This window comes from Microbacterium saperdae, from assembly GCF_006716345.1.
GTDB classification, from domain to species: Bacteria; Actinomycetota; Actinomycetes; order Actinomycetales; family Microbacteriaceae; genus Microbacterium; species Microbacterium saperdae.
This window is the reverse complement of the sequence record NZ_VFOX01000001.1, coordinates 894,622-920,703: the sequence shown is the minus strand read 5'-3', so window position 1 is coordinate 920,703 and position 26,082 is coordinate 894,622. Positions and strand designations below refer to the sequence as shown.

General features: G+C 69.3%; 24 protein-coding genes. 3 read left to right on the top strand and 21 right to left on the bottom strand.

Annotation, left to right across the window (positions count from 1 at the left end):
• On the bottom strand, positions 1–1,068 hold the full coding sequence (gene mgrA, locus FB560_RS04390) for an L-glyceraldehyde 3-phosphate reductase (protein WP_141871241.1): 1,068 nt from the start codon (positions 1,066–1,068) through the stop codon (positions 1–3).
• 9 nt (positions 1,069–1,077) lie between these two features.
• The gene (gene rsmA, locus FB560_RS04385) at positions 1,078–1,947 is read right to left on the bottom strand and encodes a 16S rRNA (adenine(1518)-N(6)/adenine(1519)-N(6))-dimethyltransferase RsmA (RefSeq protein ID WP_141871240.1); all 870 of its coding nucleotides are present in this window, start codon (positions 1,945–1,947) and stop codon (positions 1,078–1,080) included.
• A 93-nt stretch (positions 1,948–2,040) separates the two neighbouring features.
• Between rsmA and FB560_RS04380 the strand changes: the two genes are divergently transcribed.
• On the top strand, positions 2,041–2,202 hold the full coding sequence (locus tag FB560_RS04380; protein ID WP_188895251.1) for a hypothetical protein: 162 nt from the start codon (positions 2,041–2,043) through the stop codon (positions 2,200–2,202).
• Here FB560_RS04380 and FB560_RS04375 read toward each other — a convergent pair.
• The 10 genes from FB560_RS04375 to rsmI form a co-directional block, all read right to left on the bottom strand.
• The gene (locus FB560_RS04375; RefSeq protein WP_141871239.1) at positions 2,181–3,059 is read right to left on the bottom strand and encodes a TatD family hydrolase; all 879 of its coding nucleotides are present in this window, start codon (positions 3,057–3,059) and stop codon (positions 2,181–2,183) included. The two genes, FB560_RS04380 and FB560_RS04375, sit on opposite strands and share 22 nt — an antisense overlap.
• A 3-nt stretch (positions 3,060–3,062) precedes the next feature.
• Entirely contained in the window at positions 3,063–4,640 is a 1,578-nt protein-coding gene (gene metG / locus FB560_RS04370; protein ID WP_141871238.1) for a methionine--tRNA ligase, read from the bottom strand.
• Between the two features lie 64 nt (positions 4,641–4,704).
• Entirely contained in the window at positions 4,705–6,246 is a 1,542-nt protein-coding gene (locus FB560_RS04365) for a molybdopterin-dependent oxidoreductase (RefSeq protein ID WP_141871237.1), read from the bottom strand.
• Positions 6,247–6,420: 174 nt separating this feature from the next.
• Complete coding sequence (locus FB560_RS04360; RefSeq protein WP_141871236.1) at positions 6,421–7,590, bottom strand: glycoside hydrolase family 1 protein; 1,170 nt, start codon at positions 7,588–7,590, stop codon at positions 6,421–6,423.
• A gap of 30 nt (positions 7,591–7,620) precedes the next feature.
• Positions 7,621–9,324, bottom strand: coding sequence for an ABC transporter ATP-binding protein (locus FB560_RS04355; RefSeq protein ID WP_141873117.1), 1,704 nt, complete (start codon positions 9,322–9,324; stop codon positions 7,621–7,623).
• A gap of 5 nt (positions 9,325–9,329) precedes the next feature.
• Positions 9,330–10,244 carry an ABC transporter permease gene (locus tag FB560_RS04350; protein ID WP_141871235.1) on the bottom strand — a complete coding sequence of 305 codons (915 nt, stop codon included), beginning with the start codon at positions 10,242–10,244 and terminating at the stop codon, positions 9,330–9,332.
• The gene (locus tag FB560_RS04345) at positions 10,241–11,221 is read right to left on the bottom strand and encodes an ABC transporter permease (protein WP_141871234.1); all 981 of its coding nucleotides are present in this window, start codon (positions 11,219–11,221) and stop codon (positions 10,241–10,243) included. The genes FB560_RS04350 and FB560_RS04345 overlap by 4 nt, the downstream gene beginning before the upstream one ends.
• Positions 11,218–12,882 (bottom strand): ABC transporter substrate-binding protein, encoded by a 1,665-nt coding sequence (locus tag FB560_RS04340; RefSeq protein ID WP_141871233.1) that lies wholly within the window; start codon positions 12,880–12,882, stop codon positions 11,218–11,220. Before FB560_RS04340 ends, FB560_RS04345 begins: the two co-directional genes overlap by 4 nt.
• 176 nt (positions 12,883–13,058) lie before the next feature.
• Entirely contained in the window at positions 13,059–14,165 is a 1,107-nt protein-coding gene (locus FB560_RS04335; protein ID WP_141871232.1) for a LacI family DNA-binding transcriptional regulator, read from the bottom strand.
• 84 nt (positions 14,166–14,249) lie between these two features.
• On the bottom strand, positions 14,250–15,071 hold the full coding sequence (rsmI, locus tag FB560_RS04330) for a 16S rRNA (cytidine(1402)-2'-O)-methyltransferase (protein WP_141871231.1): 822 nt from the start codon (positions 15,069–15,071) through the stop codon (positions 14,250–14,252).
• A 35-nt stretch (positions 15,072–15,106) separates the two neighbouring features.
• Here rsmI and FB560_RS04325 point away from each other — a divergent pair, with 35 nt between their 5' ends.
• The gene (locus FB560_RS04325) at positions 15,107–16,660 is read left to right on the top strand and encodes a dolichyl-phosphate-mannose--protein mannosyltransferase (protein ID WP_141871230.1); all 1,554 of its coding nucleotides are present in this window, start codon (positions 15,107–15,109) and stop codon (positions 16,658–16,660) included.
• 21 nt (positions 16,661–16,681) lie between these two features.
• Here FB560_RS04325 and FB560_RS04320 read toward each other — a convergent pair whose 3' ends face one another.
• The 5 genes from FB560_RS04320 to FB560_RS04300 all read right to left on the bottom strand — a co-directional run bounded on the left by FB560_RS04320 (position 16,682) and on the right by FB560_RS04300 (position 21,114).
• Positions 16,682–17,170 carry an Lrp/AsnC family transcriptional regulator gene (locus FB560_RS04320; RefSeq protein ID WP_141871229.1) on the bottom strand — a complete coding sequence of 163 codons (489 nt, stop codon included), beginning with the start codon at positions 17,168–17,170 and terminating at the stop codon, positions 16,682–16,684.
• 8 nt (positions 17,171–17,178) lie between these two features.
• Positions 17,179–18,567: an amino acid permease gene (locus FB560_RS04315; RefSeq protein WP_141871228.1), complete on the bottom strand. Its 1,389-nt coding sequence runs from the start codon at positions 18,565–18,567 to the stop codon at positions 17,179–17,181.
• Entirely contained in the window at positions 18,564–19,670 is a 1,107-nt protein-coding gene (locus FB560_RS04310; protein WP_141871227.1) for a histidinol-phosphate transaminase, read from the bottom strand. The genes FB560_RS04315 and FB560_RS04310 overlap by 4 nt, the downstream gene beginning before the upstream one ends.
• A gap of 176 nt (positions 19,671–19,846) precedes the next feature.
• Entirely contained in the window at positions 19,847–20,206 is a 360-nt protein-coding gene (locus FB560_RS04305; RefSeq protein WP_141871226.1) for a GntR family transcriptional regulator, read from the bottom strand.
• On the bottom strand, positions 20,203–21,114 hold the full coding sequence (locus FB560_RS04300) for a hypothetical protein (protein ID WP_141871225.1): 912 nt from the start codon (positions 21,112–21,114) through the stop codon (positions 20,203–20,205). The genes FB560_RS04305 and FB560_RS04300 overlap by 4 nt, the downstream gene beginning before the upstream one ends.
• Before the next feature lie 112 nt (positions 21,115–21,226).
• Here FB560_RS04300 and FB560_RS04295 point away from each other — a divergent pair, with 112 nt between their 5' ends.
• Positions 21,227–21,445 (top strand): hypothetical protein, encoded by a 219-nt coding sequence (locus FB560_RS04295; RefSeq protein ID WP_141871224.1) that lies wholly within the window; start codon positions 21,227–21,229, stop codon positions 21,443–21,445.
• Positions 21,446–21,457: 12 nt separating this feature from the next.
• Here FB560_RS04295 and FB560_RS04290 read toward each other — a convergent pair whose 3' ends face one another.
• The 4 genes from FB560_RS04290 to FB560_RS04275 all read right to left on the bottom strand — a co-directional run bounded on the left by FB560_RS04290 (position 21,458) and on the right by FB560_RS04275 (position 26,080).
• Entirely contained in the window at positions 21,458–23,269 is a 1,812-nt protein-coding gene (locus tag FB560_RS04290) for a thioredoxin domain-containing protein (protein WP_141871223.1), read from the bottom strand.
• A 37-nt stretch (positions 23,270–23,306) separates the two neighbouring features.
• Entirely contained in the window at positions 23,307–23,876 is a 570-nt protein-coding gene (gene msuE / locus FB560_RS04285; protein ID WP_141871222.1) for an FMN reductase, read from the bottom strand.
• Positions 23,877–23,949: 73 nt separating this feature from the next.
• On the bottom strand, positions 23,950–24,786 hold the full coding sequence (locus FB560_RS04280) for an aldo/keto reductase (RefSeq protein ID WP_141871221.1): 837 nt from the start codon (positions 24,784–24,786) through the stop codon (positions 23,950–23,952).
• 67 nt (positions 24,787–24,853) lie between these two features.
• Positions 24,854–26,080, bottom strand: a complete 1,227-nt coding sequence (locus FB560_RS04275) for a heparan-alpha-glucosaminide N-acetyltransferase domain-containing protein (RefSeq protein ID WP_229673269.1) — start codon at positions 26,078–26,080, stop codon at positions 24,854–24,856.
• Between the last annotated feature and the right edge of the window lie 2 nt (positions 26,081–26,082).

Here is a 26,082-nt window from a genome sequence, read left to right as displayed (position 1 = left end):
TCACAGCTCCGAGGACTTCGCCCACAGGTTCACGTCGATGGCCCCCGAGAGCTCATCGATGCGGGCGAGCTCCTCGCTCGTGAACGCGGGTCCGTCGACCGCCGCGATGTTCTCGTCCAGCTGCGCGGGACGCGAGGCACCGATCAACGCCGAGGCGACGACCGGGTTGCGCAGCGTCCACTGCAGCGCGAGCTGCGCGAGGGACTGCCCGCGCTCGCGGGCGACCTCGTTGAGCGATCGCAGCGTCTGCACGGCCTCATCGGTCAGCGGTCCGTCCGGCAGCGATCCGCGCTGCTGTGCGCGGTCGGCGGTGCCGTCGCCGAGGTACTTGTCGGTCAGCAGCCCCTGCGCCAGCGGAGTGAAGGCGATGGCGCCCAGACCGTGCGCCTGCAGGGTGTCGGTCAGCCCGTCCTCGACCCAGCGGTTGAGGATCGAATACGCGGGCTGGTGGATGATGAGCGGCGTTCCGAGCTCCTCGGCGACCGCGACGGCCTCTTCCGTACGCTCCGCGCTGTACGAGGAGATCCCGACATAGAGGGCCTTGCCCTGGCGGACCAGGGCGTCGAGCGCTGCCACGGTCTCGGCGATCGGGGTCACGGGGTCGACCCGGTGGGAGTAGAAGATGTCGACGTAGTCCAGGCCCATGCGGGTCAGCGACTGCTCCGCGCTCGCGAGGATGTACTTGCGGCTGGCGAAGTCGCCGTAGGGACCGGGCCACATGTCCCAGCCGGCCTTCGACGAGATGATGAGCTCGTCGCGATAGGGACGGAAGTCCTCCGCGAAGATGCGTCCGAAGTTCTTCTCCGCCGACCCGTAGGGCGGACCGTAGTTGTTCGCCAGATCGAAGTGCGTGATGCCATGGTCGAAGGCGTGGCGCAACAGTGCGCGCTGGTTGTCGAGCGGGATGTTGTCGCCGAAGTTCCACCACAGTCCGAGCGAGATCGGCGGCAGATACAGGCCCGACGAGCCGACCTGGCGATAGGCGAACTGCTGGTAGCGGCTCTCGTCCGCGGTGTACGGACGGTGCAGCTCGGGGACATCGGGGCTGAAGCGCGAAGACTCGGTCACCGTGCCAGATTAGCCGGTGATGCCCACCTCATCGATCGATCCGGCGTGCTGGGCGATGCGCTGATAGTCCTCGACCGTGAGGTCTTCGCCGCGCGCAGTGGGTGCCACGCCCGCCGCGATCAGCACTTCGGATGCCGCCGCCGAGCTGCCGAAGATGCCGGACAGCGCCTGACGGAGCATCTTGCGACGCTGGTTGAAGGCGGCATCGACGATCCGGAACGTGCGGCGACGCTCGTCCTCACTGCCGCGCTCGCCCTCTGATCGATCGAACCCGACCAGCAGGCTGTCGACGTTCGGCACCGGCCAGAACACCTGACGGGACACGGTGCCGGAGAGCTTCCACTCTCCGTACCACGCGGCCTTCACACTCGGAGAGCCGTAGATCTTCGAGCCGGGCTTCGCGGCGAGGCGTTCGGCGACCTCCGCCTGCACCATCACCACACCGCGCTGCAGGTAGTCGAAGTTCTCGAGGAAGTGGAGCAGCACCGGGACGGAGACGTTGTACGGGAGGTTCGCGACCAGCACCGTGGGCTCGCCGGGGAGCTCAGTGATGCGCAGCGCGTCGGCATCGACGACCGTCAGCATCTCGGGCGCGACGCCGTGCTCGACCACGGTCTGCGCGAGGCGTGCGGCCAGGCGATGATCGATCTCGACGGCGGTGACCGCGGCCCCGGCCTCCAGGATCGCGAGCGTGAGCGATCCGAGCCCTGGTCCGACCTCGACCACGCGCTCCCCCGGCTGCACCCGGGCCGCATGCACGATCTTGCGCACGGTGTTCGCGTCGACCACGAAGTTCTGGCCGAGCTTCTTGGTGGGGGTGACGTCGAGCTCGGCGGCGAGGCGGCGGATCTCGGTGGCGCCGAGCAGGGTGACGGTCATCCCCCCATTCTCGCCTATGCGCGGCGACCCGCTCGGCACCGCCGTGTCCGAGGCCGCTACTGCTGTGGACGGATGCCGAAGGCGTAGGGCGATGTGATCGCCGAAGTGTGGGGCCTCACCGGCCCGTGGTGGTTCGCCTTCGTCGGCGCGGCGCTGACCCTGCTCTTCGTCTGGAAGCCGATCTCGCAGATCGTGAGTGCGGCACCCGTCAGCGAACCGATGCCCGACGAGAGTCAGGCGTCGAAGGAACCGTAGACCCGCAGCGTGTTCGCGGCGATCTGTGCCGCGAGCTCGTCGACCTCGATCCCGAGCTCCGCCGCCATGAACCGCACCGTGATCGGCACCAGGTAGGGTGCGTTCGGCCGTCCTCGCAGCGGAACCGGCGTGAGGAACGGCGCGTCGGTCTCGACCAGGATGCGGTCCAGCGGCGTGACCTGCAGGGCATCACGCAGGTTCTGCGCGTTCTTGAACGTCACGTTGCCGGCGAAGGACAGGTGATATCCGGCATCCGCGCAGAGACGCGCCATCACGTCGTCTCCGGAGAAGCAGTGGAACACGGTGCGCTCGGGCGCTCCGACACGCGTCAGGGTCTCCAGCACCGCCTCATGCGCGTCGCGGTCGTGGATCTGCATGGCGATGCCGTGCTTCTTCGCCAGCGCGATGTGCGCTTCGAACGACTCGAACTGCGGTGCCCGCCGTTCGGGCTCCGTGCGGAAGAAGTCGAGACCGGTCTCACCGATCGCCCGGGCGCGCGGGTGCGCGGCGAGCTCGTCGATCACGGCGATCGCTTCGTCGAGCCGTCCCGCCTCGGCGTAGGTCGGCGCGTCGTTGGGATGGATCGCCACGGCGGCGAGCACCCGCGAATCCGACGCTGCCGCCTCCACGGCCCAGCGCGACGACTCGATGTCACCGGATGCCTGGATGACGCCCGCGATGCCCACCTCCGCGGCCCGGTCGAGCTGCTCGGTCAGGGAGAGCGGATCGTCACCGTCGAGGATCTCCAGATGCGCGTGATTGTCGTAGACCGGCACACGCAACGGCTCGGGAGCCGCCGGGTAGCGCAGATCCTTGCGTCCGTCGCCCGAACGCTCACGCACGTAGGTGTCCGCCATGGCTCAGACGGCGGACTCCACCCGCGGGAACAGCGGAGCGAGTCCGTTGACGCTGGCACCAGGGCGCAGCGCACCCCAGGCTCCGGCCTCGCGGATCGGCTGGTCCTGCAGACGCCCGAGGCTCGCGACGGCGCCGAGCGCGTGCCACAGCTTCTCGGTGGCCTGCGGCATCACGGGCGACAGCAGCACGGCGAGCGCGCGCAGTCCCTCCGCGCACGTGTACAGCACGGTCCCGAGGCGCGCGCGGTTGTCCTCGTCGCGCGCCAGAGCCCACGGCTCGTTCTCGGTGATGTAGCCGTTGAGCGCATCGACGATCTTCCAGATCGCGGCGATGGCCTCGTCGATGCGGAACTGCTCGACGGCGGCATCCGCGTTCGCTGCGGCATCCGCCACGATCTTCTGGATCGCGAGGTCCTGCTCGGTGTACTCGGCGGCCGGGGGCACGATGCCCTCGAAGTACTTCTCGATCATCGCGGTGGTCCGGGATGCGAGGTTGCCGAAGCCGTTGGCGAGCTCCGCCTGATACCGCGCGGAGAGGTCCTCCCAGGAGAAGGAGCCGTCCTGCCCGAAGGCGATCGCCGAGAGGAAGTAGAAGCGGTAGGCATCCGAGCCGAAGACGTCGGTGATCTCGGTCGGCGCGATGCCGGTGAGCTTCGACTTCGACATCTTCTCGCCGCCGACCAGCAGCCAGCCATGCGCGAAGACGCCCTTGGGCACATCGAGACCTGCGGCCATCAGCAGTGCCGGCCAGATGACGGCGTGGAAGCGCAGGATGTCCTTGCCCACCACATGGTAGGCGGGCCACCGGCGCGCGAAGGTCTCCTCGTCGGAGCCGTAGCCGACCGCGGTGGCGTAGTTCAGCAGTGCGTCGACCCACACGTAGATGACGTGCGACTCGTCCCACGGCAGCGGGATGCCCCAGTCGAAGGTGGAGCGCGAGATGGAGAGGTCCTTGAGACCCTGGCTCACGAAGGAGACGACCTCGTTGCGCGCCGAATCGGGGCGCACGAAATCGGGCTGGGTCTTGTAGAGCTCGAGCAGGCGGTCCTGGAACTCGCTGAGCTTGAAGAAGTAGTTCTTCTCCTGCAGCAGCTCGAGTGGCTTGGAGTGGATCGCGCACACCTTGAGGCCTTCGAAGGGTCCGGTGCCGTCGACGATCTCGGACTCCGGCTTGAACTCCTCGCAGCCCACACAGTAGAGCGCCTCGTACTCGCCCGCGTAGATGTAGCCGCGGTCGTAGAGCCGCTGGAAGAACGTCTGCACGTTCGTCTCGTGGCGCTCCTGCGTGGTGCGGATGAAATCGTCGTTGGCGACGTCGAGGGTCTCCAGCTGGGGGAACCAGCTCTCGGTGACGAGCTTGTCGACCCACTCCTGCGGGGTCACGCCGTTCGCCGCCGCGGCCCGCAGCATCTTCTGACCGTGCTCGTCGGTGCCCGTCAGCATCCAGGTGTCATCGCCCGCCTGGCGGTGCCAACGCGCGAGCGTGTCGACGGCCACCGTCGTGTACCCGTGACCGATGTGCGGCACATCGGAGGGGTAGTAGATGGGCGTGGTGATGTAGAACGATTCGCCTGCGGGCATGGGGACAATTCTAGGTGGGATGGAGGGACTGGTTACGCCGCCCGGAAACGATCACGACCGGCACTCAGTCCACGGTCACGTCGACGCGGTGCCAGCCCTGCGCACCATCGGGAGCCGGAGGCGCCTGCTGCTCGACCTGCGTGTCGCCGTCGACGCTCAGGGCGCGGCACTCGATCGTGTGGCTGCCGCTCTCGGCCGCCCACGGCATGCTCCACTGCACCCACGTGTCGGCCGAGATCGGCGCCGCGAGATCGGCGGAGCGCCACGGCCCGCCGTCGACACGGACCTCGACGCCGGCGATGCCGACGTGCTGCTGCCAGGCCATCCCCGCGATCACGGAATCGCCGGCCTCGATCACGCGGCCGCCTCGGGGGACGTCGATGCGCGACTGCAGCTTGATCGGGCCGTGATCGGACCACCCTCGTGGGGTCCAGTACCCCATCGCACGGTCGAAGCGTGTGACCTCGAGCTCGGTCACCCACTTCGTCGCCGACACGTAGCCGTAGAGCCCCGGCACGACCATCCGCACCGGGAATCCGTGCTCGATGGGCAGCGGCTCGCCGTTCATGCCGATCGCCAGCAGCGCGTCACGATCGTCCGTGAGCGCCTCCAGCGGAGTGGACGCGGTGAATCCGTCGATGGAGGTCGAGAGCACCATGTCGGCATCCGATCGCACTCCGGCCCGCGCGAGGAGCTCACGCACCGGATGGCCCAACCAGCGCGCGTTGCCGATCAGGGAGCCGCCCACCTCGTTCGACACGCAGGCGAGTGTGACGAACGACTCGGTCATCGGCAGCGCCAGCAGCTCGTCCCACGTGACCGTCACCTCGTGATCGACCATGCCGTGGATGCGCAGCGACCAGTCGGCCGGGTCGACTCGAGGGACGATCAGCGCGGTGTCGATCCGGTAGAAGTCCGTGTTCGGGGTGACGACAGGGGCGAGCCCGGGGATGGCCAGCTCCGCCGCGCTCGGCACCGCCGCCGCGGGTGCCGCCGCCTTCGGCAGGTGCAGCGCCTCGCGCACCGCGTCGATCGACCGCGTCGCGCCGCGCGCAACATTGCCGACCGCGAGCGCGATGAGTCCCGCGGCCGCCGTGCCGGCCGTCCAGAGCAGGAACCGGCGGCGGTCCTCGTGGTCGGGGGCGAACCCCGCGATCGGGCGCAGCCTGCGGGTGAGCAGTCGCAGTGCGACGACCGCGACGACGGCGGCGACGAGGCCCGGCAGCCACGCGAAGGGTCCAGCACCCGGGCGGATCATCGCCGCAACCAGTGTCAGCGCACCGAGGCCGCCCACGATGACGGCGCCCACGCCGGATCGCCAGGACTCCAGGATGCCGGCGGCCGCCGCAAGGGCCGCGAGCACGAGCGCGATCCCCGTGATCAGCGCCGCCTTGTCACCGGTTCCGAACAGCGCGATCGCGGTGTCCTTCGCCCAGCTCGGCGCGAGGTCGATCAGCCCGCTCCCGATCACGGCGAAGGGGCTCGCGCTCGGCTCGACCACGGCCGCGACGAGCTCGGCCAGCCCGACGGCGACGACCGCCGCACTGAGGCCGGCGGCGGCCGACCGCAGCCGGTCCCCGCGCGTCGTGCGGATCGCGTGCGTCATCATCCGAGAGTAACCCCGGCGCGTGGTCCCGGCTCCGTTCGCGCCCGTTTCATCGGAGTTGCCCACTCGGCCTGCGCGCTTCGCTCGGCCTTGTGCGCTTCCCTCGGCCGAATCGCGGAGATCCGGCCGAGGGAAGCGCACATCCCCGCGCGAGGTGCCGCGGGAGCATCCGGTTCAGAGCGCGTTGCGCCGTGCGACCTCGCCCAGCCAGGCCAGAGAGGGCTTCGGCGCGCGCACGAACGTCTCGCGATCGAAGCCGATCAGGCCGAAGGTCGGCGCGAATCCGCTCGCCCACTCGTAGTTGTCCAGTGCGCTCCAGTGCTGGTAGGCGCGCACCTCGATGCCATCAGAGATCGCGCGGTGCAGCCCCTCGAGCGCGCCCTGCGTGTAGGCGATGCGGCGGGTGTCGTCGGCGGTGGCGATGCCGTTCTCGGTCACGAGCACCGGCACTCCTCCGCTGCGCTCCCAGGCGCTGCGGACGCCGAGCTCGAGGGCCTCCGGATAGAACTCCCAGCCGGTGAGGGTCGTCTCCACGTCGGGGCTGACCGGACGGGGCCCCTCGGGTCCGATGAAGGTGCGCGTGTAGGCCTGCACGCCGACGAAGTCGTCGCCGGCCGACTGCTCCAGGTACCAGTGGTCGCGCGGGTCGCCGTACTCGGCGAGCATCTCGTCCGCACCCGGCTCCCCCGTCGAGTGGAACGCCTGCGTGGCGATCGTCCACCCGGCCTGTGCTCCGGCGACGCTGTGCACGATCTCCGATGCCCGGTGATGCGCGTCGAGCAGGGTGTCGGCGACCGCGAGGTCCGGATTCGGAAGGCCGAAGGCGACGAGGTTCGCCGCGTCCTCTCCCCCGGCGAGCATCGCGGCGATGTTCGGCTCGTTGATGGTGCAGACGTAACGGACGCCGTCGAGGATCGGCAGCACCGTCTCGACGTAGCGGGCGAACAGGTCGACCGCGTCATCCGCCCGCCAGAATCCGTCCTTCTGGAACCACTGCGGCACCGTGAAGTGCATCAGGGTGACCGTCGGGTCGAGGCCGTTCTCGCGCGCCGTGTCGATCATGCGGCGGTAGTGGTCGAGCATGGCGCGTGAGACGAACCCGCGCTCGGGCTCGATGCGCGCCCATTCCACCGAGAACCGGTAGGAGTTGAGTCCCGCCTCCGCGAGCAGGCGCATGTCCTCCGGGTAGCGGTGGAAGTGGTCGGCGGCATCGCCGGACGGCTCCACCATGGGCGAGCCGGGCGCATGCTCCATCGCCCACCAGTTGCTGGTGGTGTTGTTCCCCTCCACCTGGTGGGCTGCGGTCGCGGCGCCCCAGAGGAAGCCTTCAGGGAATGAGAGCACGGAGGCTCCTTTCTATTCGGGGTGTGGGAGTCAGCGTGCGGCGCGGGCGGGGTTCGGCACCGCGTCGAGCAGTTCGACCGTGTACGGATCCTGCGGATGCTGCAGGACCTGGGAGGTCTCGCCGCGTTCGACCACCCGCCCGCTGTTGAGCACGAGGATGTTCTCGGTCACGAGTCGCGCGCTGAGCAGATCGTGCGTGATGTAGAGCATGCTGATGCCCCAGCGTTCGCGCAGATCCTCGAGCAGGGCGAGCACGCCGGCGCGCAACGAGACGTCGAGCATCGAGACCGGCTCATCGGCGATGAGCACTTGAGGATCGCTCGCGAGCGCCCTGGCGATCACGACGCGCTGACGCTGCCCGCCCGAGAGTTGATGCGGCAGCTTCGCCGCGAACTGCTCGACCGGGGTGAGCCCCACGGTCTCCAGCAGCTCGAGGACGCGCGCCCTGGCCTCCTGCCCGCGCAGCGGCGTGTAGTTGCGCACCGGTCGGGAGAGCGCGTACTCGACGGTGTGCAGGGGGTTCAGCGCCGCATAGGGGTCCTGGAACACCATCTGCACGTCCTTGCGCAGGTCGCGCAGACCGCCGCGGCGCAGTGTGGCCACGTCGACGTCGCCGAACTTCACGGTGCCGGCGGTGGGCTTCTCGACCCCGGTGATCAGCTTCGCGATGGTCGATTTGCCCGAGCCGGATGCACCGACCAGCGCGAGCGCCTCGCCGGGCTCCAGGCGGAACGACACGTCATCCACAGCGACCACGGCCTCCTGACCGCGGCGTGGTGCCGGGTAGCGCTTCGACACGCCCTCCACCACGATCGCGGCATCGGCCCGGCGCAGATCGCGTTGCGACACGGTCGGCAGCGTCTCGGTGAGATCCGTGCGGACCCGTCCCTCCCGTCGGCGGGTGCCGAGGTCGACGAAACCGGGGATCGAGATGGTCTCGGCGCGCGGATCCGCGTAGTGGCTGAGCAGCATCCGCGTGTACTCGTCCTTCGGAGCGCGCAGGATGTCCTCACTGCGGGCATCTTCCACGATGCGCCCCTCATGCATCACCATCACGCGGTCGGTCGCCTCCAGCACGATCCCGAGATCGTGACTGATGAGGATGGCGGTGAACTGCTCGGCCTTCTGCAGGTCGCGGATCGTGTCCATCACCGCGTGCTGCACGAGCACGTCGAGCGCGGTGGTCGGTTCGTCGAACACCATGAGCTGCGGTTCCAGCGACAGGGCGAGCGCGATCGACGCGCGCTGCCGCATGCCGCCGGAGAGCTCACCGGGGTAACGGGCGAGCACCTCGGGATCGAGGCCGACCTTGCCGATCAGCTCGCGGGCCCTGGCGTCACGGGCGTCGCGGGGCACATGACCGTGCGCGGCGAAGATGTCCTGGAAGTGCGCACCGACCGTGCGCACCGGGTTGAGCGCGTTCATGCCGGACTGCAGCACCATCGCGAAACCGCCCTGACGCTGGCGACGCAGCTCCTCCGCATCCAGCTCGCGGATGTCGCGACCGCCGAACAGGATGCGGCCTCCGCTGATCCGCGCCGGCGGCTTCTGCAGTCGCGTGAGCGCGAAGCCGAGCGTGGACTTGCCCGATCCGGACTCGCCGACCAGCCCCACGAACTCTCCGCGACGGAGCGTGAAGGAGACGTCCTCGACCGCGGTCACCGGCACGGCGCCGGGCGAGGCGTATTCGACCGAGAGCGAATCGACCTCCAGCAGCACGTCATCCGCATTCATGGCGTTCATCGGCCCTTCCCCTCTCGCAGGCGCGGATTGGAGATGCCATCCACGCCGAAGTTGATCAGTGTCAGGCTCAGGGCCAGCAGTGCGATGCACAGACCGGGGGCGAACAGCAGCAGCCACTGCCCGGTCAGCAGCGAGTTGGAGTTCTGCGCCCAGTAGAGCATGGTGCCCCAGCTGACGATGCTGGAGTCTCCGAGGCCCAGGAACTCGAGCCCCGCCTCGGCGAGGATCGCCGCGGTGGCGGCGCCGAAGAGCGTGCCGGCGATGATCGAGGTCATGTTCGGGAGGATCTCGCGGAACACGATGCGCGCCGCACTGTCTCCCGAGAACTGGGCCGAGGCGACGAAGTCGTTGCCGCGCAGCGACTGCGTCTGGCTGCGCAGCACGCGTGCACCCCACGCCCACCCGGTGACGACGATCACCGCGATGATCATCAGGATGCCGCCGTTCTGCAGGTACGCGGCGATCACGATCATGAGCGGCAGGCCGGGGATCACCAGGAAGAGGTTGACCACGAAGCCGACCACCTCACCGGCGAAGCCGCGCATGTAGCCCCAGCTGAGTCCGATGAGCACGGCGACGATCGTGGAGAGGATGCCGGCGGCGAAACCGACCAGCAGGCTGATCTGCGCCCCGTAGATGAGCTGGCTCAGCACGTCCTCCCCCGCAGCCGTGGTGCCCAGCCAGTGGGCGGCCGAGGCGTCGGCATTGCGCTCGAAGCCGTTGTCCTTGGCTCCGTAGGGCGCGATCACCGGGGCGAACACGGCCACGAGCACGAAGAAGGCGAGCAGGCACAGCCCGAGTCGGGCCTTGCCGTTGCCCCAGAGGGTTCCGATCATGCGCCCGAAGGCGCGCCACGGACTCGGGGAGGCGATGCGGTCGGCAGGAAGCTTGACGTTCATGGTGGAAGTCATCGGCGGGTCCTTGGGTCCAGTACGCCGTACAGGATGTCGACGAGGAAGTTGGCGATGAGCACGCTCACGGTGATCATCAGGAAGAGCGCCTGCATGAGCGGGTAGTCCTGCCCGATCACGGCGTTGAACAGCAGATATCCGATGCCGGGATAGCCGAACACCTGCTCGACGAGGATGGATCCGCCCACCACGCCGCCGAGCGTGAGCCCGAAGCCGGTGAGGTTGGGGAGGATCGCGTTCCGCGCGGCGTAGCGCAGGGCGATCGTGCGCCCGCGCAGTCCGTTCGCCTCGGCGAAGGTCACGTAGTCCTGACCGAGCGTGTTGATCATCGCGTTGCGCATGCCGATGATCCAGCCGCCCAGCGAGGTGAGCAGGATCGTCAGCGCGGGGAGCACCGCGTGTATGGCGAGGTCGGAGATGAACTCCCACGTGAAGCCCGGTGTCGTGGTCGCGGAGTAGGCGCCGGTCGTCGGGAACCAGTGGAGCACGTAGCCGAGGAAGAACAGCAGCAGCAGCGCGGTCCAGAAGTACGGGAAGGTGCTGAGGAAGGAACCGGTCAGCGTGGGCAGGCTGTCGAGCCAGGTCCCGCGCCGCCAGGCGGCCGCCACACCGATCAGCGTGCCGATCACGAAGGCGAGGATCGTGACGATCCCGACCAGGCCGATCGTGTACGGCAGTGCGGTGGAGACCATGCTCGCGACCGACTGCGGATAGAAGGTGTAAGAGACGCCGAAGTCCAACCGGGCGACCTGACCGAGGTAGGTGACGTACTGATCCCAGACGGAACCGGTCGGCACGCCGAGCTGCGCCTCGATGGCCGCGCGGGTGGCGTCGGAGACCGGACCGTTCTGCGAGAGCTTCGCGATCGCGGCGTCCGCCGGAGAGCCGGGCATGAGCCGCGGGAGGAAGAAGTTCAGAGTGATCGCGGCCCACAGGGTGAGCACGAACAGGCCGAACTTCTGGAGGAGGTACTTCACTTGTCGTCTCCGTTCACTCGCTCGAGCTTCGTGAAGATCATCAACGGCGCCGAGTCGTAGTTCTGCGGGATCATGTACGGATCGTCCGCGGTGGGCCACCCGGTGAACTTCGCGTCGTTGAACAGCCCCCAGATGCCGCCGTAGTAGAGCCCGATCACGGGGAGTTCGTCGTAGACGACGCCCTGCAGCTCCTTCACGATCTCGGCCTGACGGGTGGTGTCGACGGTCTCGCGGTACTCGGCCAGCAGCCCGTCCACCTTCTCCGACTTGTAGCGCTCGAAGTTGTTGGCGGTGGGCTCTCCCGACGGCACGTAGAACTCGCTGGAGAGGAGGTTGTTGTAGGCCTGGTAGACGTCGCCGTTGCCCATGCCGCCGATCGCCATCTCGAAGTCGCCGTTGCTGATCGCGCTCTGGTATCCCGCCGGCTGTGGGAGCTTGAGCGTGACCTTCACCCCGACCTCGGCGAGCTGGCTGCGGACGGTCTGCGCGGCCCTGGTCCAGTCGGTGAAGCCGTTGGCGGTAGTGAGCGCGAACTCGAGCTGCTCGCCGTCGGCGTTCACGAGACGGTCGCCGTCGAGCGTGTATCCGGCCTCGGCGAAGGCCGCGAGCGCGGCGTCCTCGTCCTGAGTGATCATGCCCTGATCGGGGATGCTCGGATCGAGATACTGCTCCTGGTTGGGGAGGATGAGTCCGGTCTGACCGGCGGGCTTCATGTATCCCTCGGAGGCGGTTTCGGCGATCTCCTCACGGTCGAGGGAGAGAGCGATGCCGCGGCGCACGTTCACGTCGTCGAACGGGGCGACCTCGAGGTTCGGCATCAGGGCGATCACGCCACCCGGCGGGAACCACCAGGCGTTGTGCTCGCTCGCCGCTCCCCACGTGCCCTCGACGTCGGAGATGAACGCGTAGGCCCAGTCGTAGCCGCGGCTGACGGTGTCGAGCTGCGAGTTGGTCGCCGGGAGGATGATGTGCTCGATCTCGATCGAGTCCGCCTGCCAGTAATCGGGGTTCTTGTCCATCGAGTACTGCTGGTCGTTGTAGTTGCCCAGCACGAACGGCCCGGTGCCGACGGGGTTCTCGTTGCGATAGGTGCTCGGGTCCTTCACATCGGCCCACAGGTGCTCCGGCACGATCATGGTCAGTCCGAGGATCGAGAGCGAGGGGGCGTCCTCGCTCTGCAGGTGCAGGATGACGTCGTTCCCGTCGGTCTCGACGCTCTCCAGGTGCTGCCACGCGCCCTTGATGTCGAGCGACGGATTGTCCTTGAGCAGCTGGAAGGTGAACGCCACATCACCGGGGGTGAGGTCCTCGCCGTCGCTCCACTGCACGTCGTCGCGGATCGTCATCACGATCGTGCGGGCATCGGGCTGCGACCACTCGGTCGCCAGCCAGGGGTTGAGCGTGCCGTCGAGCGGGTTGACCAGGATCAGCGGTTCGTAGATCCACCGCGAGGCCGTCCGCGTGTTCGTCAGGTACGGGTTGAAGTTCTTCGTGAAGAACGGATTGCCCTTGTCGGCGTTGATGAGCATCGTGTCGGCGCCGATCGAGGGATCGGGCTGCGATGTGATCTGGATGCTGCATCCGCTGAGCACGACGGCCGCGGCCGCCAGACCTACGATCGCGGCTCTGCGCCAACGCCGGAGCGTGTGCTTCTTCGACACCCTGCCACCTCATGTCGTCTCTGTCATGAAGGGCGTCACGTGGTCGGGACGCCCTGCGGACCGTGCCGCATGAGCGAGTGTAAGCGCATACATTTCTGCCTCGCAACCCCTTGACAACGGGCCGATGCCTCCTGTCCCCTTGCCATCACTGGCGTGGGAACGGTGCCACGGCGCCCCTAATCCGGCCTCTGCGAGCTCTCTCTCAGCAGGATCTGCAGCGGCAGATGCACCACGAGCGGCTCGGCGTCCGGACGCTCCAGACGGCGGGCGAGCACCTGCACGGCCGCGCGACCGAGATCGATCATCGGCTGGCGGATCGTGGTCAGCGGAGGCCGTGAGAGCGTCGCCGCCTCGATGCCGTCGAAGCCCGTCACCACCACGTCATCCGGAACCCGGAGGCCCACGGAACGGAACACCTCGAGCGCGCCGAGCGCCATCTGGTCGTTGGCGGCGACGAGCGCGGAGGGTGTCGTCCGCGCGAGGATCTCCTCGGCCGCACGCCGACCCGAGGCGCGGGTGAAATCGCCTCTGGCGACCGTCACGGCATCGAGAGATCTGCCCGCCTCTGCGAGCGCGGCGGCGAAGCCGTCCCAGCGTTGGGCACCGTCCGGAGAGTCCTCAGGGCCGGCGACGAACGCGAGCGCGCCGTCGCCGATCTGCGCCAGCACGTGGCGCGTCAGCTCCGCCATCGCCTCGGTGTTGCTGACCGTCACGTGGTCGTAGTGGTCGCCGCGAGGCGGGCCGGACAGCACCACGACCGGAATGCGGCGGGAGAGCCCGGCGAGCTCCTCCTCCGGCACGCTCTCCGCCAGCACCATCAGTCCGTCGACCTTGCCGGCCATGTCGCGCACCGTGGCACGGGAGGGGTCATCGCGTCCGACGCCGATCATCAGCACGAAGCCCTGCTTCCACGCCTCCAGCTCCGCGCCGCGCAGCACCTCGTCGAGGAAGAGCAGGGTGTGGTGCTCCTCGCCCGGCTCCGCGGCGTCCTGCACGACCGTGAACGGCTTCGCGGCCGCGGCGCCGGAGGTCAGCACATCGAGCGGCGGGGCCTCTTCCGCGGCGTCGAAACCGGGGAAGTACAGACCGAGCACGCCCGTGCGCCGCTCCGCGAGCCCGCGCGCGCTGCCGCTGGGCACGTAGCCCAGCGCCGTGACGGCATCCAGCACCCGCTCGCGCGTGGCCGGACGCACGGCATCCGGCGAGCGCAGCACGCGCGACACGGTCGCGATCGACACGCCGGCATGGTCGGCGACGTCGTACACCGTGGCTGTCTTGGGCACGATCGCATCCTCCCTCCGTGCGTGTCGACCCAGGCTACCCGTGCGACGTCTTCCGGCGCTGCGCGCGGCTCCGCAGAGGATCAGTCACTTCACGCGGGCGGCGAGCGCGGCCTGGTACAGGTCGCGCGAGGAGAGCCCGGAGAGCGCGGCGACCTCGGAGGCCGCCTCCTTCAAGCGGATGCCATCGGCGACGAGCTGCTGCACCTGCGCGAGCGCATCCTCCGGAGAGGCGTCGCGGTGCGGAGCGCCCTCGACGACCACGACGATCTCACCCTTGACGCCGTCCTTCGCCCAGGAGACGAGCTCGGAGGCGGTGCCCCGACGCACCTCCTCGTAGAACTTCGTCAGCTCCCGGCACACCGCGATCCGGCGCTCGTCGCCGAAGGCGCCGCCCATGTCGGCGAGCGAGGAGGCGAGTCGGGCCGGCGACTCGAAGAACACCATGGTGCGCGGCTCGGCAGCCAGCGCGCGCAGCGTCGAGCGCCGCTCCCCCGGCTTGCGCGGGAGGAAACCCTCGAACGTGAACCGATCCGTGGGGAGTCCTGAGATCGCAAGGGCCATCAGCACGGCGCTCGGCCCGGGGATCGCCGTCACGGTGACCCCCTGTGCGACCGCCTCGGCGACCAGTCCATAGCCGGGGTCGCTGACCGTCGGCATTCCCGCGTCGCTCATCACGACGACATCGGTCTCGACCGCGAGGGCGGCGAGCTCGGCGGCCTTCTGCTTCTCGTTGTGGTCGTGCAGCGCGATCAGCCGCGGCCGATTGGCGATCTGCAGCGCCTGCAGCAGGCGTCCGGTGGTGCGCGTGTCTTCGGCGACCACGACCTCCGCGTTCTCGAGGACCTCGATCAGGCGGCGCGAGGCGTCGCCGAGGTTTCCGATCGGCGTGGCAGCGAGGATGATCACCCGCTCAGCATAGGCGCGTTGTCTAGGCTGGACCGGTGACCGCGCCCGTGCCCCTGCTGCCTGCTCCCGAGGAGCGGCTGACACGATACGGGCAGCTGCGCGACCGCGTCCTGCTCGATCCTGACTGGCGCCGCTCTGTACGTTGGCTCGCCCCGCTCGTGGTCACGGCGATCGCGGCCGTGCTGCGGCTGATCAACATCGGCCATCCGCACCAGCTCGCATTCGATGAGACCTATTACGTCAAGGACGCCTGGTCGCTATGGACCCTCGGCTACGAGGGCACCTGGGGCGAGGGGGCGAACGACGCCTTCGTCACGTTGCAGCAGCTGCCGCTGTCGGAGCAGGGCTCGTTCATCGTGCATCCGCCGCTGGGCAAATGGCTGATCGCGCTGGGCATGGCGATCGGCGGACCGGACAACAGCGCCGGATGGCGACTGGCCACCGCGCTCCTGGGCACGGCCTCCGTGCTGCTGGTGTACCTGATCGCGCGGCTGCTGAGCGGATCGATCGTGGTCGCCACCGTCGCGGGCACCTTGATCGCGCTCGACGGTCTCAGCATCGTGCTGAGCCGGATCGCCCTGCTCGACGGCATCCTGACGTTCTTCGTGCTGCTCGGGGTGCTGTTCGTCCTGCTCGATCGCCGCCGGACGATACCGCTCCTGGAGCGCGCGGACCCCGACGCCCCCGACCCGTTCTGGGGTCCGATCCTGTGGCGCCGTCCGTGGCTGATCGCCGCGGGTCTCGCCCTGGGTGCGGCCTGCGCCGTGAAGTGGTCGGGCCTGTACGTGCTCGCCGCGTTCGGCCTGTACGTGGTGGTGACGGACGCCCTCGCCCGCCGCCGCGCCGGTGTGGTCCTCTGGCCCTCGGATGCGGCGTTCCGCCAGGGACCGGTGTCGTTCCTGCTGCTCGTGTTCCCCGCGCTCGCGGTGTATCTGATCAGCTGGACCGGTTGGTTCGTGACGGCGGGCGGGTACGACAGGCAGAGCGATGCGAATCCGCTGGTCGCGCTGTGGAAGTACCACCAGTCGATGCTCGGCTTCCACGTGGGGTTGAACCGCGGGCACCCCTACGCGAGCCCCGCGTGGGAGTGGACTTTCCTGCTGCGCCCCACCGCCGTGTGGGTGGGCACGGATCCGGCCTCCTGCGGCGTCGACCACTGCATGGCGGTGATCTCCGCCGTGCCGAACCCGCTCATCTGGTACGCCGGGGTCGCCGCAGCCGTGTTCCTGCTGTTCCTCCTGGTGCGCGGCTGGATACGCCGTCAGCCGGTCGGACCGGAGATCAGCGTGCCCCTCGTGGGCCTCGCTGCGACGTACATCCCGTGGCTGTTGTTCCCCGAGCGCACGATCTTCCAGTTCTACACCGTGGTCATGGTGCCGTTCCTGGTGATCGCACTCGCCATGACGTTGCGGGTCATCGCCGGACGCCGGGAGGATCCGCTGTACCGGCGTCAATCCGGCGAGCGGACCGTCATCATCTTCCTGGCGTTCGTGGTGCTGGTCTCGGCCTTCTTCTACCCGCTGTGGGCGGGCATCAGCGTGCCATACGAGTTCTGGCGCCTGCACAACTGGCTGCCCGGCTGGGTCTGAGCCGCGTCGCCTCGATCCGCGTCACCGCGTGACGGGCTCATCCCCGGCGACGTGCTCGACCAATGGCAGCACCCGCCCGGACAGGTGCGTGCGCATCGCGATCGACGATGCCGTCCTGGCCACGCCCGGCACGAGTGCCACGCGGTCGAGAACCTCCTGCAGCTGCGTGGCGTCGCGCGCGACCAGGCGCAGCTGCATGTCGCTGGCTCCGGTGACGGTGTGCATGTCGACGATCTCGGGCACCGCGTCGGCGAGGGCTGTGGCGACCTCGTCGTGCCCGACCTTCTGATCGATCTCGACCAGGCAGAACGCGACGACACCGTAGCCGAAGCCGCTCGGATCGATGCGCGGCACGATCGCCTCGATCACCCCTCCCTCGTGCAGGCGGGCGAGTCGGCTCGTGGCCGTGCCCCGGGCGATCCCCAGCCGCCGCGCGCACTCCAGCAGCGGCAGCTGGGGCGACTCGGTGAGCAGCCGGATGAGCTCCGCGTCGAGGCGATCGATGCGCATGCCCGCGCCTATTCCTTGACCACGCCGGCGCGCGCCATGCCCCGCGTGAGGCGGGCGACGATGAGCAGCACGGCGGTGAGGCCGAGCGTCAGCAGCAGCTGGATGCGAGCGGCCTCATCGATCATCGCCAACGCGATGACTCCGGCGAGCAGCACGAGGCACAGCCACGACAACCACGGGAAGCCCCACATCCGCATCGGCATCGGAGTGCCGTCGCGGTCGGCCCGACGGCGCAGGATGATCTGCGCGAGCGCCGTCGCGGTCCAGATGACCAGCAGTGTGGAACCCACCACGTTGAGCAGCGCCGGCAGCACCACGTCGGGGAACGCCCAGTTCAGCCCCACCGTCACGAACCCGAAGGCCACCGAGGAGAGCACGGCGACGAACGGCACGCCCTTCAGGCTCGTGCGCGTGATCCCCTGCGGAGCGAGGCCGCGTTCACCGAGCGAGAACGCCATGCGCGAGGCGCCGTAGATGTTCGCGTTCATGGCCGAGAGCAGCGCCACCACCACGATGAGCGACATCACGAGGTCGACGCCGGGCACGTGCAGCGTCGCCAGCACGGCGGAGAACGGTCCGTCGAGCACCGCGGGGGAATCCCACGGCAGCACCGCGACGATCACGAAGATCGAGCCGATGTAGAAGATCAGGATGCGCACCAGCACCTCGCGGACGATGCGGCGGATGTTGCGCGCCGGGTCATCGGATTCGGCGGCCGCGATCGCGACGACCTCGGTGCCTCCGAACGCGAAGACCACGATGAGCAGAGCCGCGGCGATGCCCGTGATGCCGTTCGGGGCGAATCCGCCGTTGTCGAAGAGGTTGCTGATGCCGGTCGCCGGCACCCCCGGGATCAGCCCGACGATCGCGCACACGCCGACCACGAGGAACGCGATGATCGCGGCGACCTTGATGGCGGCGAACCAGAACTCGAAGCGGCCGTAGTTGCTCACGCCGAACAGGTTGACCGCGGTGAGGGCGACCACGAAGATCAGCACCCACAGCCATGCGGGGACACCGGGCACCCAGCCGGCGACGATACCCGCGGCCCCCGTCGCCTCGGCGGCGATCACCACGACGAGCTGGATCCAGTACAGCCATCCGACCGCGCTGCCGGCGCTGCGACCCATCGCCTTCTGCGCGTAGGAGCTGAAGGCACCGGAACTGGGACGAGCGGCCACCATCTCGGCGAGCATCGCCATCACGAGGATCACGATCCCGCCGGCGACCAGATACGAGATCAGCACGGCGGGACCGGCAAGGCCGATCGCCTGGCCGGAGCCGACGAACAGCCCGGCTCCGATGGCTCCCCCGAGCCCCATCATCGAGATCTGTCGGCGCGTGAGTCCCGGGCGCAGTCCCTTGGTCGTCGTCGTGGTGACGGGCACTTCGGTCATACGGTCGCCTCCTTGCGAGCGGAAAGATCGGGGTTCGCGGCGGATGCCGCCAGCGCGGCCTCCACCCGGTCGATGTCCTCGGCGGACCCCGAGGAGATGCGCACGCCCTCGCCCGCGAAGGCACGCGTGATGACGCCGCCCTCGCGCAGCAGCGTCTCGAGCTCCTCGGTGCGCTCCCCCGCGGGCACCCAGACCAAGTTCGCCTGCGAGCGGACCGCCGGCCATCCGGCCGCGGTGAGCAGCGTGTGCAGCCGGTCGCGCTGTCGCACGACCTCGTCGATGCGGATGGCGAGCTCGTCTTCGGCATCCAGCGACGCACTCGCCGCGATCTGGGCGAGATCGGTGACGCCGAACGGGACGGCGACCTTGCGCTGGTTCTCGGCGATCTCCGCCGGCGCGATGGCGTAGCCGATGCGCAGACCCGCCAGACCGTAGGCCTTCGAGAAGGTGTGCAGCACGGCCACGTGCGGGTGGCGGCGGAAGAGTTCGATTCCCGCGCCCTCGGTCCCACCGGAGTAGTACATCGTGCGATCGAAGTGCACGTAGGCCTCGTCGATCACCACGAGCACGTCCTGCGGGACCGCGGCCACGAAGCGCTCGAGCTCGTCGGCGCCGACCACGGTTCCGGTCGGATTGTTGGGGTTGCAGATGAAGATCAGGCGCGTGCGCGGGGTGATCGCGGCGAGCATGGCGTCGAGATCGTGCACATGCTCCGAGGTCAGCGGCACGGCGACCGGAGTGGCACCGGCGATCCGCACGAGCGACGGATAGGCCTCGAACGACCGCCAGGCGAACATGACCTCGTCACCGTCACCGGCGACCGCGTGGATCAGCTGCGCGGCGATCTCCACGGATCCGGCGCCGACCGTGACCAGGGAGGGATCGACGTCGTAGCGCTCGGCGAGTCGACCCCGCAGGGCCGCCGCGCTCATGTCGGGGTAGCGGTGGATCGATCCGAGCCGATCGTGCACGGCGTCGATCACCGAGGGAAGCGGCGGATGTGGAGACTCGTTCGAGGAGAGCTTGGACGCACCGGCCGGAGCCGAACGCCCCTGTCGGTAGGCGGGCACGGCATCGAGTCCGCGGCGGGTGGGGAGGGGCATCGGCAGAGCATCCTTGCTGTGATCCTGGCGGCGCAGGCGGCGACGCCTGCTGTCGCGCAACAGTAGACCGGATGCCGACAGCTGGGCAATCGGTGCAGCGAAAGGTGCGCATCACGCGCAGTCCGACGCGAGCAGCGCGCCATCCGCTGTGCAGACTGTCCAGCTGGAGCGCGCACTCAGCCGGAGTGGCGGCGCGTCGCCCATGCCGCACGCACGGCGCCGAGCGCCTCGTCGAGAGTGATGCCGTCGGTCGCATCCACGAAGGCCTGAGCCGCCTCGCGCACGCGCACCCCATGGGCGTTGCCGCCCCGCACCCGTGTGCCGCGGGCACGACTGCTCTCGATCAGTCCCTCGGACTCGAGGGCCGAGTACGCCTTCGCGACCGTTCCGGCGGCGACGCGCAGGTCGGCGGCGAGCTGCCGGATCGACGGCAGACGGAATCCCTCCGCCAGTGCGCCCGAGCGGATGCCGTCGGCGATCTGCGAGCGCACCTGCTCGAACGGGGCGACGGGGCCGGCCGGGTCGACCGTGATCATCGAACGCTCTCCATCCTGGTCGCCGCCTCTCCGATCGTCACGGCGGTCAGACCGGCGAGGGTGACACTCACGATACTGAGCACCAGCGCCACGACACCCGAGATCCAGAGCGCACCCGACGCGATCGACCACACCATCGGCGTGCTGCCGGCGATCATCGCGTTGCCCATGGCCATCCCGGCCGTCGCCGCGATGCCTCCGAACGAGAAGAGGACGGCACCGATACCGAGCTTCAGGATCACCTCGACCGAGCGCCGCCGCCACAACCCGTCGAGCAGCGCATCGGCCTGTCGTGGGAAGGCCGGCGTGGCACTGATGCGCTGCAGCGCGATCAGCGTGCACGCCGCCAGGAGGACGAGGGCGATGAGTGCCGGTACGCCGTAGAACCAGCCGGGGTACGGGCTCGACCATGAGGAGAACTCCTCCGACTCGAAGCCGATGGTGCGCGAGCGCCCCTGCTCATCGAGCGCGGCCGTCATCCCGCAGAAGAGCACGAGCACGAGGAAGGCCACGGCCGAGAGGAGGAACGCCGCGGCCCATCGCGCGGGCACGGCGGAGAGGGCGGAGCGCGGTACCAGTTGTGCGGCCCGCGGCTCGTCGTCGCGCAGCACGACCTGACGCGGAGGGGTGGCACTGTAGAGCAGCATGCCCGCCGCACCGGCGACCAGCGGAGCGACCGCGAACGGCTGCCCGAGCATCTCGGGCAACGCGATACCCGCCAGCGCGCCCGCGATGAACACGGCGGTCGCGAACACCACGGCGATCACGGCGCGACGACGCGCAGCGCGGAGAACCGGGAGGAGCCGCGCGGACGGCGCATCTTCCCGCCGCCGATGCACCGCGAGCCACACCACGACCGCCGCAGCCACGATCCCCAGCGCATACGCCACCATCATGATCCCCGCCATGATCACCTCCCACTTGTGTACCACTCGAACGGTACACAGGGCATCATCTGTGTGTCAACTCCTTGATACACGTTGCCTTGCGCCGGGCGCCGCAGGGGATACGATCTCCTGCATGCCTGCGCCGTCCGGATTCGACTTCGTGGTGCGCGGCGACGACGTCGTGATCCGACACCACGGCGTGACAGCCACGGTGCTGCGGGGCGCGCGAGCGCGCGACTTCCTCACCGAGATCGAGAGCGGCGACACGCAGCTGCTGATGGCGCGACTGACCGGGAACTACCGCCGAGGGAACGAACGCACCGCGCGGCAGCATCCGCGCAACGCGCGCTGAGTCCGGCGCGAGTCAGCGCTCCAGCGACAGAGAGCGCGGATCATCGACCGGCAGACGGCAGACGAAGGCGCGGCAGTCGTAGGCCAGCCCCTCACCGCCGGGCGGCACATCACCCTTGCCCTCGAACAGCTCGAACCCGGCATCCGCGAACGAACGTGCCTGCGCGGGGGTGACCACGGCGACGGTGTCGGCATCGGCCCGAAGCGCCGTCACCGCCAGTGCACCGGTCACGTCCTCCGTCACCACCACGATCTGCCGGGGCGGGTCGACCAGGCCCGCCGCCACGAGCAGCAGGCTGCCGTGGGCGAACGGCTGGTCGATCCCGCGGGCGCCATGGTCACGCACCGCACTCACGGCCGCCTCCCGATACCGCTCCCCCGCCCCGAGTCGCCATGCGGTCAGGGCGGCGGTGGCGATCGCCGCGACATCAGAGGGCAGGTCGCCATCCGTCTGGTCGGGAGAAGCGGCGATTCCGTGCGCCGCGAGCAGAGGATCGCTGCGCCCGCCGTCGAGAGCCTGATCCAGCATGTCGCGGGCGACAGACGCCCAGGATGCCTCGCCCGACGCGAGCGCGAGCGCGAACAGCCCGTCGGCGAGCAGCGCCAGATCCGCGCCGGTCGCGACGGCAGCCGAGGCGACGCCGTCGAGTGACGTCCGCACGAACTCACCGTCGGCGCCGCGGTTCACCCGCAGAACCGTCTCGGCTGCCCGCGCTGCCGCATCGATCCAGGAGGGCTCACCCCACCGCGCGCCGGACCGCGCGAGCGCGCCGATCGCCAGGCCGTTCCACCCGGTGATGAGCTTGCCGTCGACGGAGGGGGGCTCCAGCCCTGACCGCTCCGACACGGGTCGCTGGTAGTAGCCGCCTTCATCGCGACGCCCGTCGATCCAGGACTCGGAGTCCTGCGCAGCACCGAATCCGCCTTCCGGCCGCTGCAGCGTCGTGATGAGGAAGCCCGCGATCCCCCGGGCGGTCTCGGCGTCACCGGCGTCGAACGCGACCTCGAGCAGTTGGGCGTTGTCGGTCAGCATCCGCTCGTAGTGCGGCACGGTCCAGTCTCGCCGGGTGGCGTAGCGGAAGAACCCGCCATCGGCATCGCGGAGGTCGGAACCCGCCATCGCGACGAGCGCCCGCCGCGCCGAGCGCGCCGCGTTCGGCGCCTCGCGCACGAGCAAGGGACTCTGCAGGAAGCGCAGCGTCGTCGCGACAGGGAACTTCGGGGCTCCACCGAACCCGCCGAACTGCTGATCCTCGCGCGCGGCGATCGCCTCGGCGGCCGTCACCAGCGCCGCTGCCGAGGGCAGGTCCGTCGGCGCCGCCTCCGCAGCCCGGAGCAGGGCATCGGACACGGCATCCGCCGACTCCTCGGCCTGCGTGCGACGCTGCGTCCACGCCTCCCCGACCGCCGCGAGCACCTCGCGGAACGACGGCAGCGGGGGTCGCGCGTCCGGCGGCCAGTAGGTTCCGGCGAAGAACGTGCCTCCGCGCGGGGTCGCGAACACGGTGAGCGGCCACCCGAGGTTCTGCGTGAAGGCGGAGGCGGCGGCCATGTAGGCCCCATCGACGTCGGGATGCTCCTCGCGGTCGACCTTCACCGCGACGAAGCCGCTGTTCATGAGGGCGGCGATATCGGGATCGGCGAAGGACTCCCGCGCCATCACATGGCACCAGTGACATGTCGAGTAGCCGATCGAGATCAGCAGCGGCACATCGCGGCGTTGCGCCTCGGCGAATGCCTCGGGCCCCCACGGGTACCAGTCGACGGGGTTGTCGGCGTGCGCCCGCAGGTACGGGCTGAGCGTGTCGGCGAGCCGGTTGGTCATGCCCTCACGCTACGCCGCCCGTAGCGGTGACGGGCTGTCAGCCGACCAGGAGCTCGACCGGACGCGAAGCCGCATAGCCGACCAGCGGCAGGGCGCGCTCGGCGGCGAGGGCGATGCGCGAGCGCAGCACGTCGGAGACGATCTCGTAGCGATCGAAATCGGTGTCGCTCGCGTAGACGCCCAGCGGGAGCGTCAGCGCCTGGAAGAACGCGAAGAGCGGACGCAGCTGGTGCTCGATGATGAGCGCGTGGCGCTCTCCTCCCCCGGTGGCGGCCAGCAGCACGGGCTTTCCGACCAGGTCGTACTGGCCGACGAAGTCGAAGAGGTGCTTGAACAACCCCGTGAACGACGCGCGGTAGACCGGGCTCCCGACGATCAGCAGATCGGCGGCCTCGATGGCCTGGAGCTTCTCCTCGACCTCGGGCGGCAGCTGGTCGCGCCGCAATGCGCCGGAGAGCCGGGGGCCGATGTCGGTCAGCTCGATGATCTCCACGTCGACCTCGGCACGCTCGGCCACCGCCTCGGCGATGGCGCGGATGAGGGCGGTGGTCTTGCTCGGCTCGTGCAGGGATCCCGACACGGCCACGACGCGGTAGCGAGCTGTCATGTGTTCGACCGTACCCACGACGACGCCCCATGTCGCGGGGAGCGACACGGGGCGTCATGTGCGATCTGAGAGGTCAGTTCACGTCGTCGGGGTGCGCGCCGACACGGCCGGAACCGTCGAGCGGGTCGAGCGCGTCGATCGCCGCGATCTCGGCATCCGTGAGCGTGAACCCGAAGACATCGAGGTTCTCGCGCAGACGCTCGGCACGCACCGACTTCGGGAACACGATGATCCCCTTCTGCAGGTGCCAGCGCAGCACGGCCTGTGCAGGGGTGACGCCGTGCGCCGCCGCCGCCTCGGCGACCGCCGGTGTACCGAACAGGTCGTACTTGCCCTGGCCGAGCGGCCCCCAGGCCTCGATGCGGATGCCGTGCTCGTCAGCCCAGGCGACGACGTCGCGCTGCTGGTAGGCCGGGTGGAGTTCGATCTGGTTGACAGCCGGGACGACCCCGGTCTCGGCCACGACACGCTCGAGGTGCGGAACCAGGAAGTTCGAGACGCCGACGCTGCGGGTGAGTCCGGCCTCGCGCAGCTCGACGATCTTGGCGAAGGCGTGCACGTAGTCGTCCTTGGCAGGGGTGGGCCAGTGCACGAGGTACAGGTCGACCTTCTCGAGGCCGAGCTTGTCGAGGCTCTCGCCGATCGCCGCACGCGGCTCCTCGTCGTGATGACGGTCGTTCCAGAGCTTGGTGGTGATGAACAGTTCGTCACGCGCGATGCCGGATGCCGCGATCGCTGCGCCCACGCCCTCTTCGTTGCCGTAGATGGCGGCGGTGTCGATGTGGCGGTAGCCGATCTCGAGCGCCTCGCTCACGGCACGCTCGGTCTCGGCCGGCGGCACCTTGAAGACGCCGTAGCCGAGCTGCGGAATGGAGTTGCCGTCGTTCAGTTCGAGTGCAGGAATGGTCATGCATCCACCCTACGACCTGTGATGACAGGCACGCCCTGACCGTGACGGATCATCTCGCCGGATGACGTCAGCGCGTCGGCACGGCGGCCATCTTCGCGGCGCTCCACCCCACGAGACGCTCGAGCGGCCCCCGCCCGACGTACACCGACCACAGGGTCGTGACCACGAGCAGTCCGACCGCCATCACCGCCCAGAGGACGTTGCTCGTGAAGTACCCGCCCGGTCCCGAGAGCAGCGCGATCACGAGCACGTGACCGCTGTATGCCGACAGCGGCATGGACCCGAGCGCCCCCAGCGGGAGAAGCGGCCAGCGCAACGGGCGGCTGAGCAGGATGCACAGCGCGATGACCGCGAGGGCGAATCCTCCGGAGCCGAGGATCTCGGCCGTGCCGCCGGTGTGCGGGTCGACGGAGAGGAACGCGATCAGGGCGGAGCCGAGCGGATCGGCATCGGCGAGCGACTGCGGGTAGGTGTCCCATCCGCTCGGCTCGACCCATTCCTCGGATGAACTCCCCTCGGCCGAGTCCTCCCCGGGGAGGATGCTCATGTCGCTCGCCCCTGACGAGCCGGAACTCCACGAGAAGCTGGCGCTCGACCACGTGACTCCCGTCGCGGAACCCAGCGCGCCGAGGCCGTATCCGGCCGCAGCGAGCAGCACCCCGACCCCGAGTGCCACGCCGGCGGTACGCACCTGGTCGATGCGGAGGCGCCCGAGGGCGAGTCCGCCCAGCACGAACGCCATCCACACCGTGATGGGGTAGGTGCCGTACAACACGAAGCCGATCCCCGCACCGTAGGGGTTCAGGGTCACCGCGCCGAGGAGGGCGAGCAGAGCGGGACCGGCGAGCGCGAGGACTCCAGAGGCGACCAGCAGCTGCCACACCCGCCACCGGAGGAACGGAATCACCGCCACGTACAGCAGCCCGTAGAGCGTGAGGATCACGGCGATCGGGGTGTTCAGAATCTCGAGCGCCAGCCCGATCAGGAAGATCACGGCGCCTCGGCCGATCAGGTTCAGGCGGATGCTCGGGATGCGCTCGCGGTCGGGCAGGGTGCTGCGCCCGGTCATCAGGGCGATAGAGACGCCCGCGAGCACCGCGAACAGGATCGAGGAGCGTCCGTGCACGAGGTCGGTCCACGTGGTGGGGTCGAGCCACTGGAACGGCTCGGTCTCGCCGATGTGCGCGCCGGCCATGCCGAGGATCGCGAGACCGCGCGCGATGTCGAGACCGAGGATGCGGGGTGGTCGTCCGAACTCTCGGATCCACTGGAGGGGGCGAAGGGCGATGGTCACTC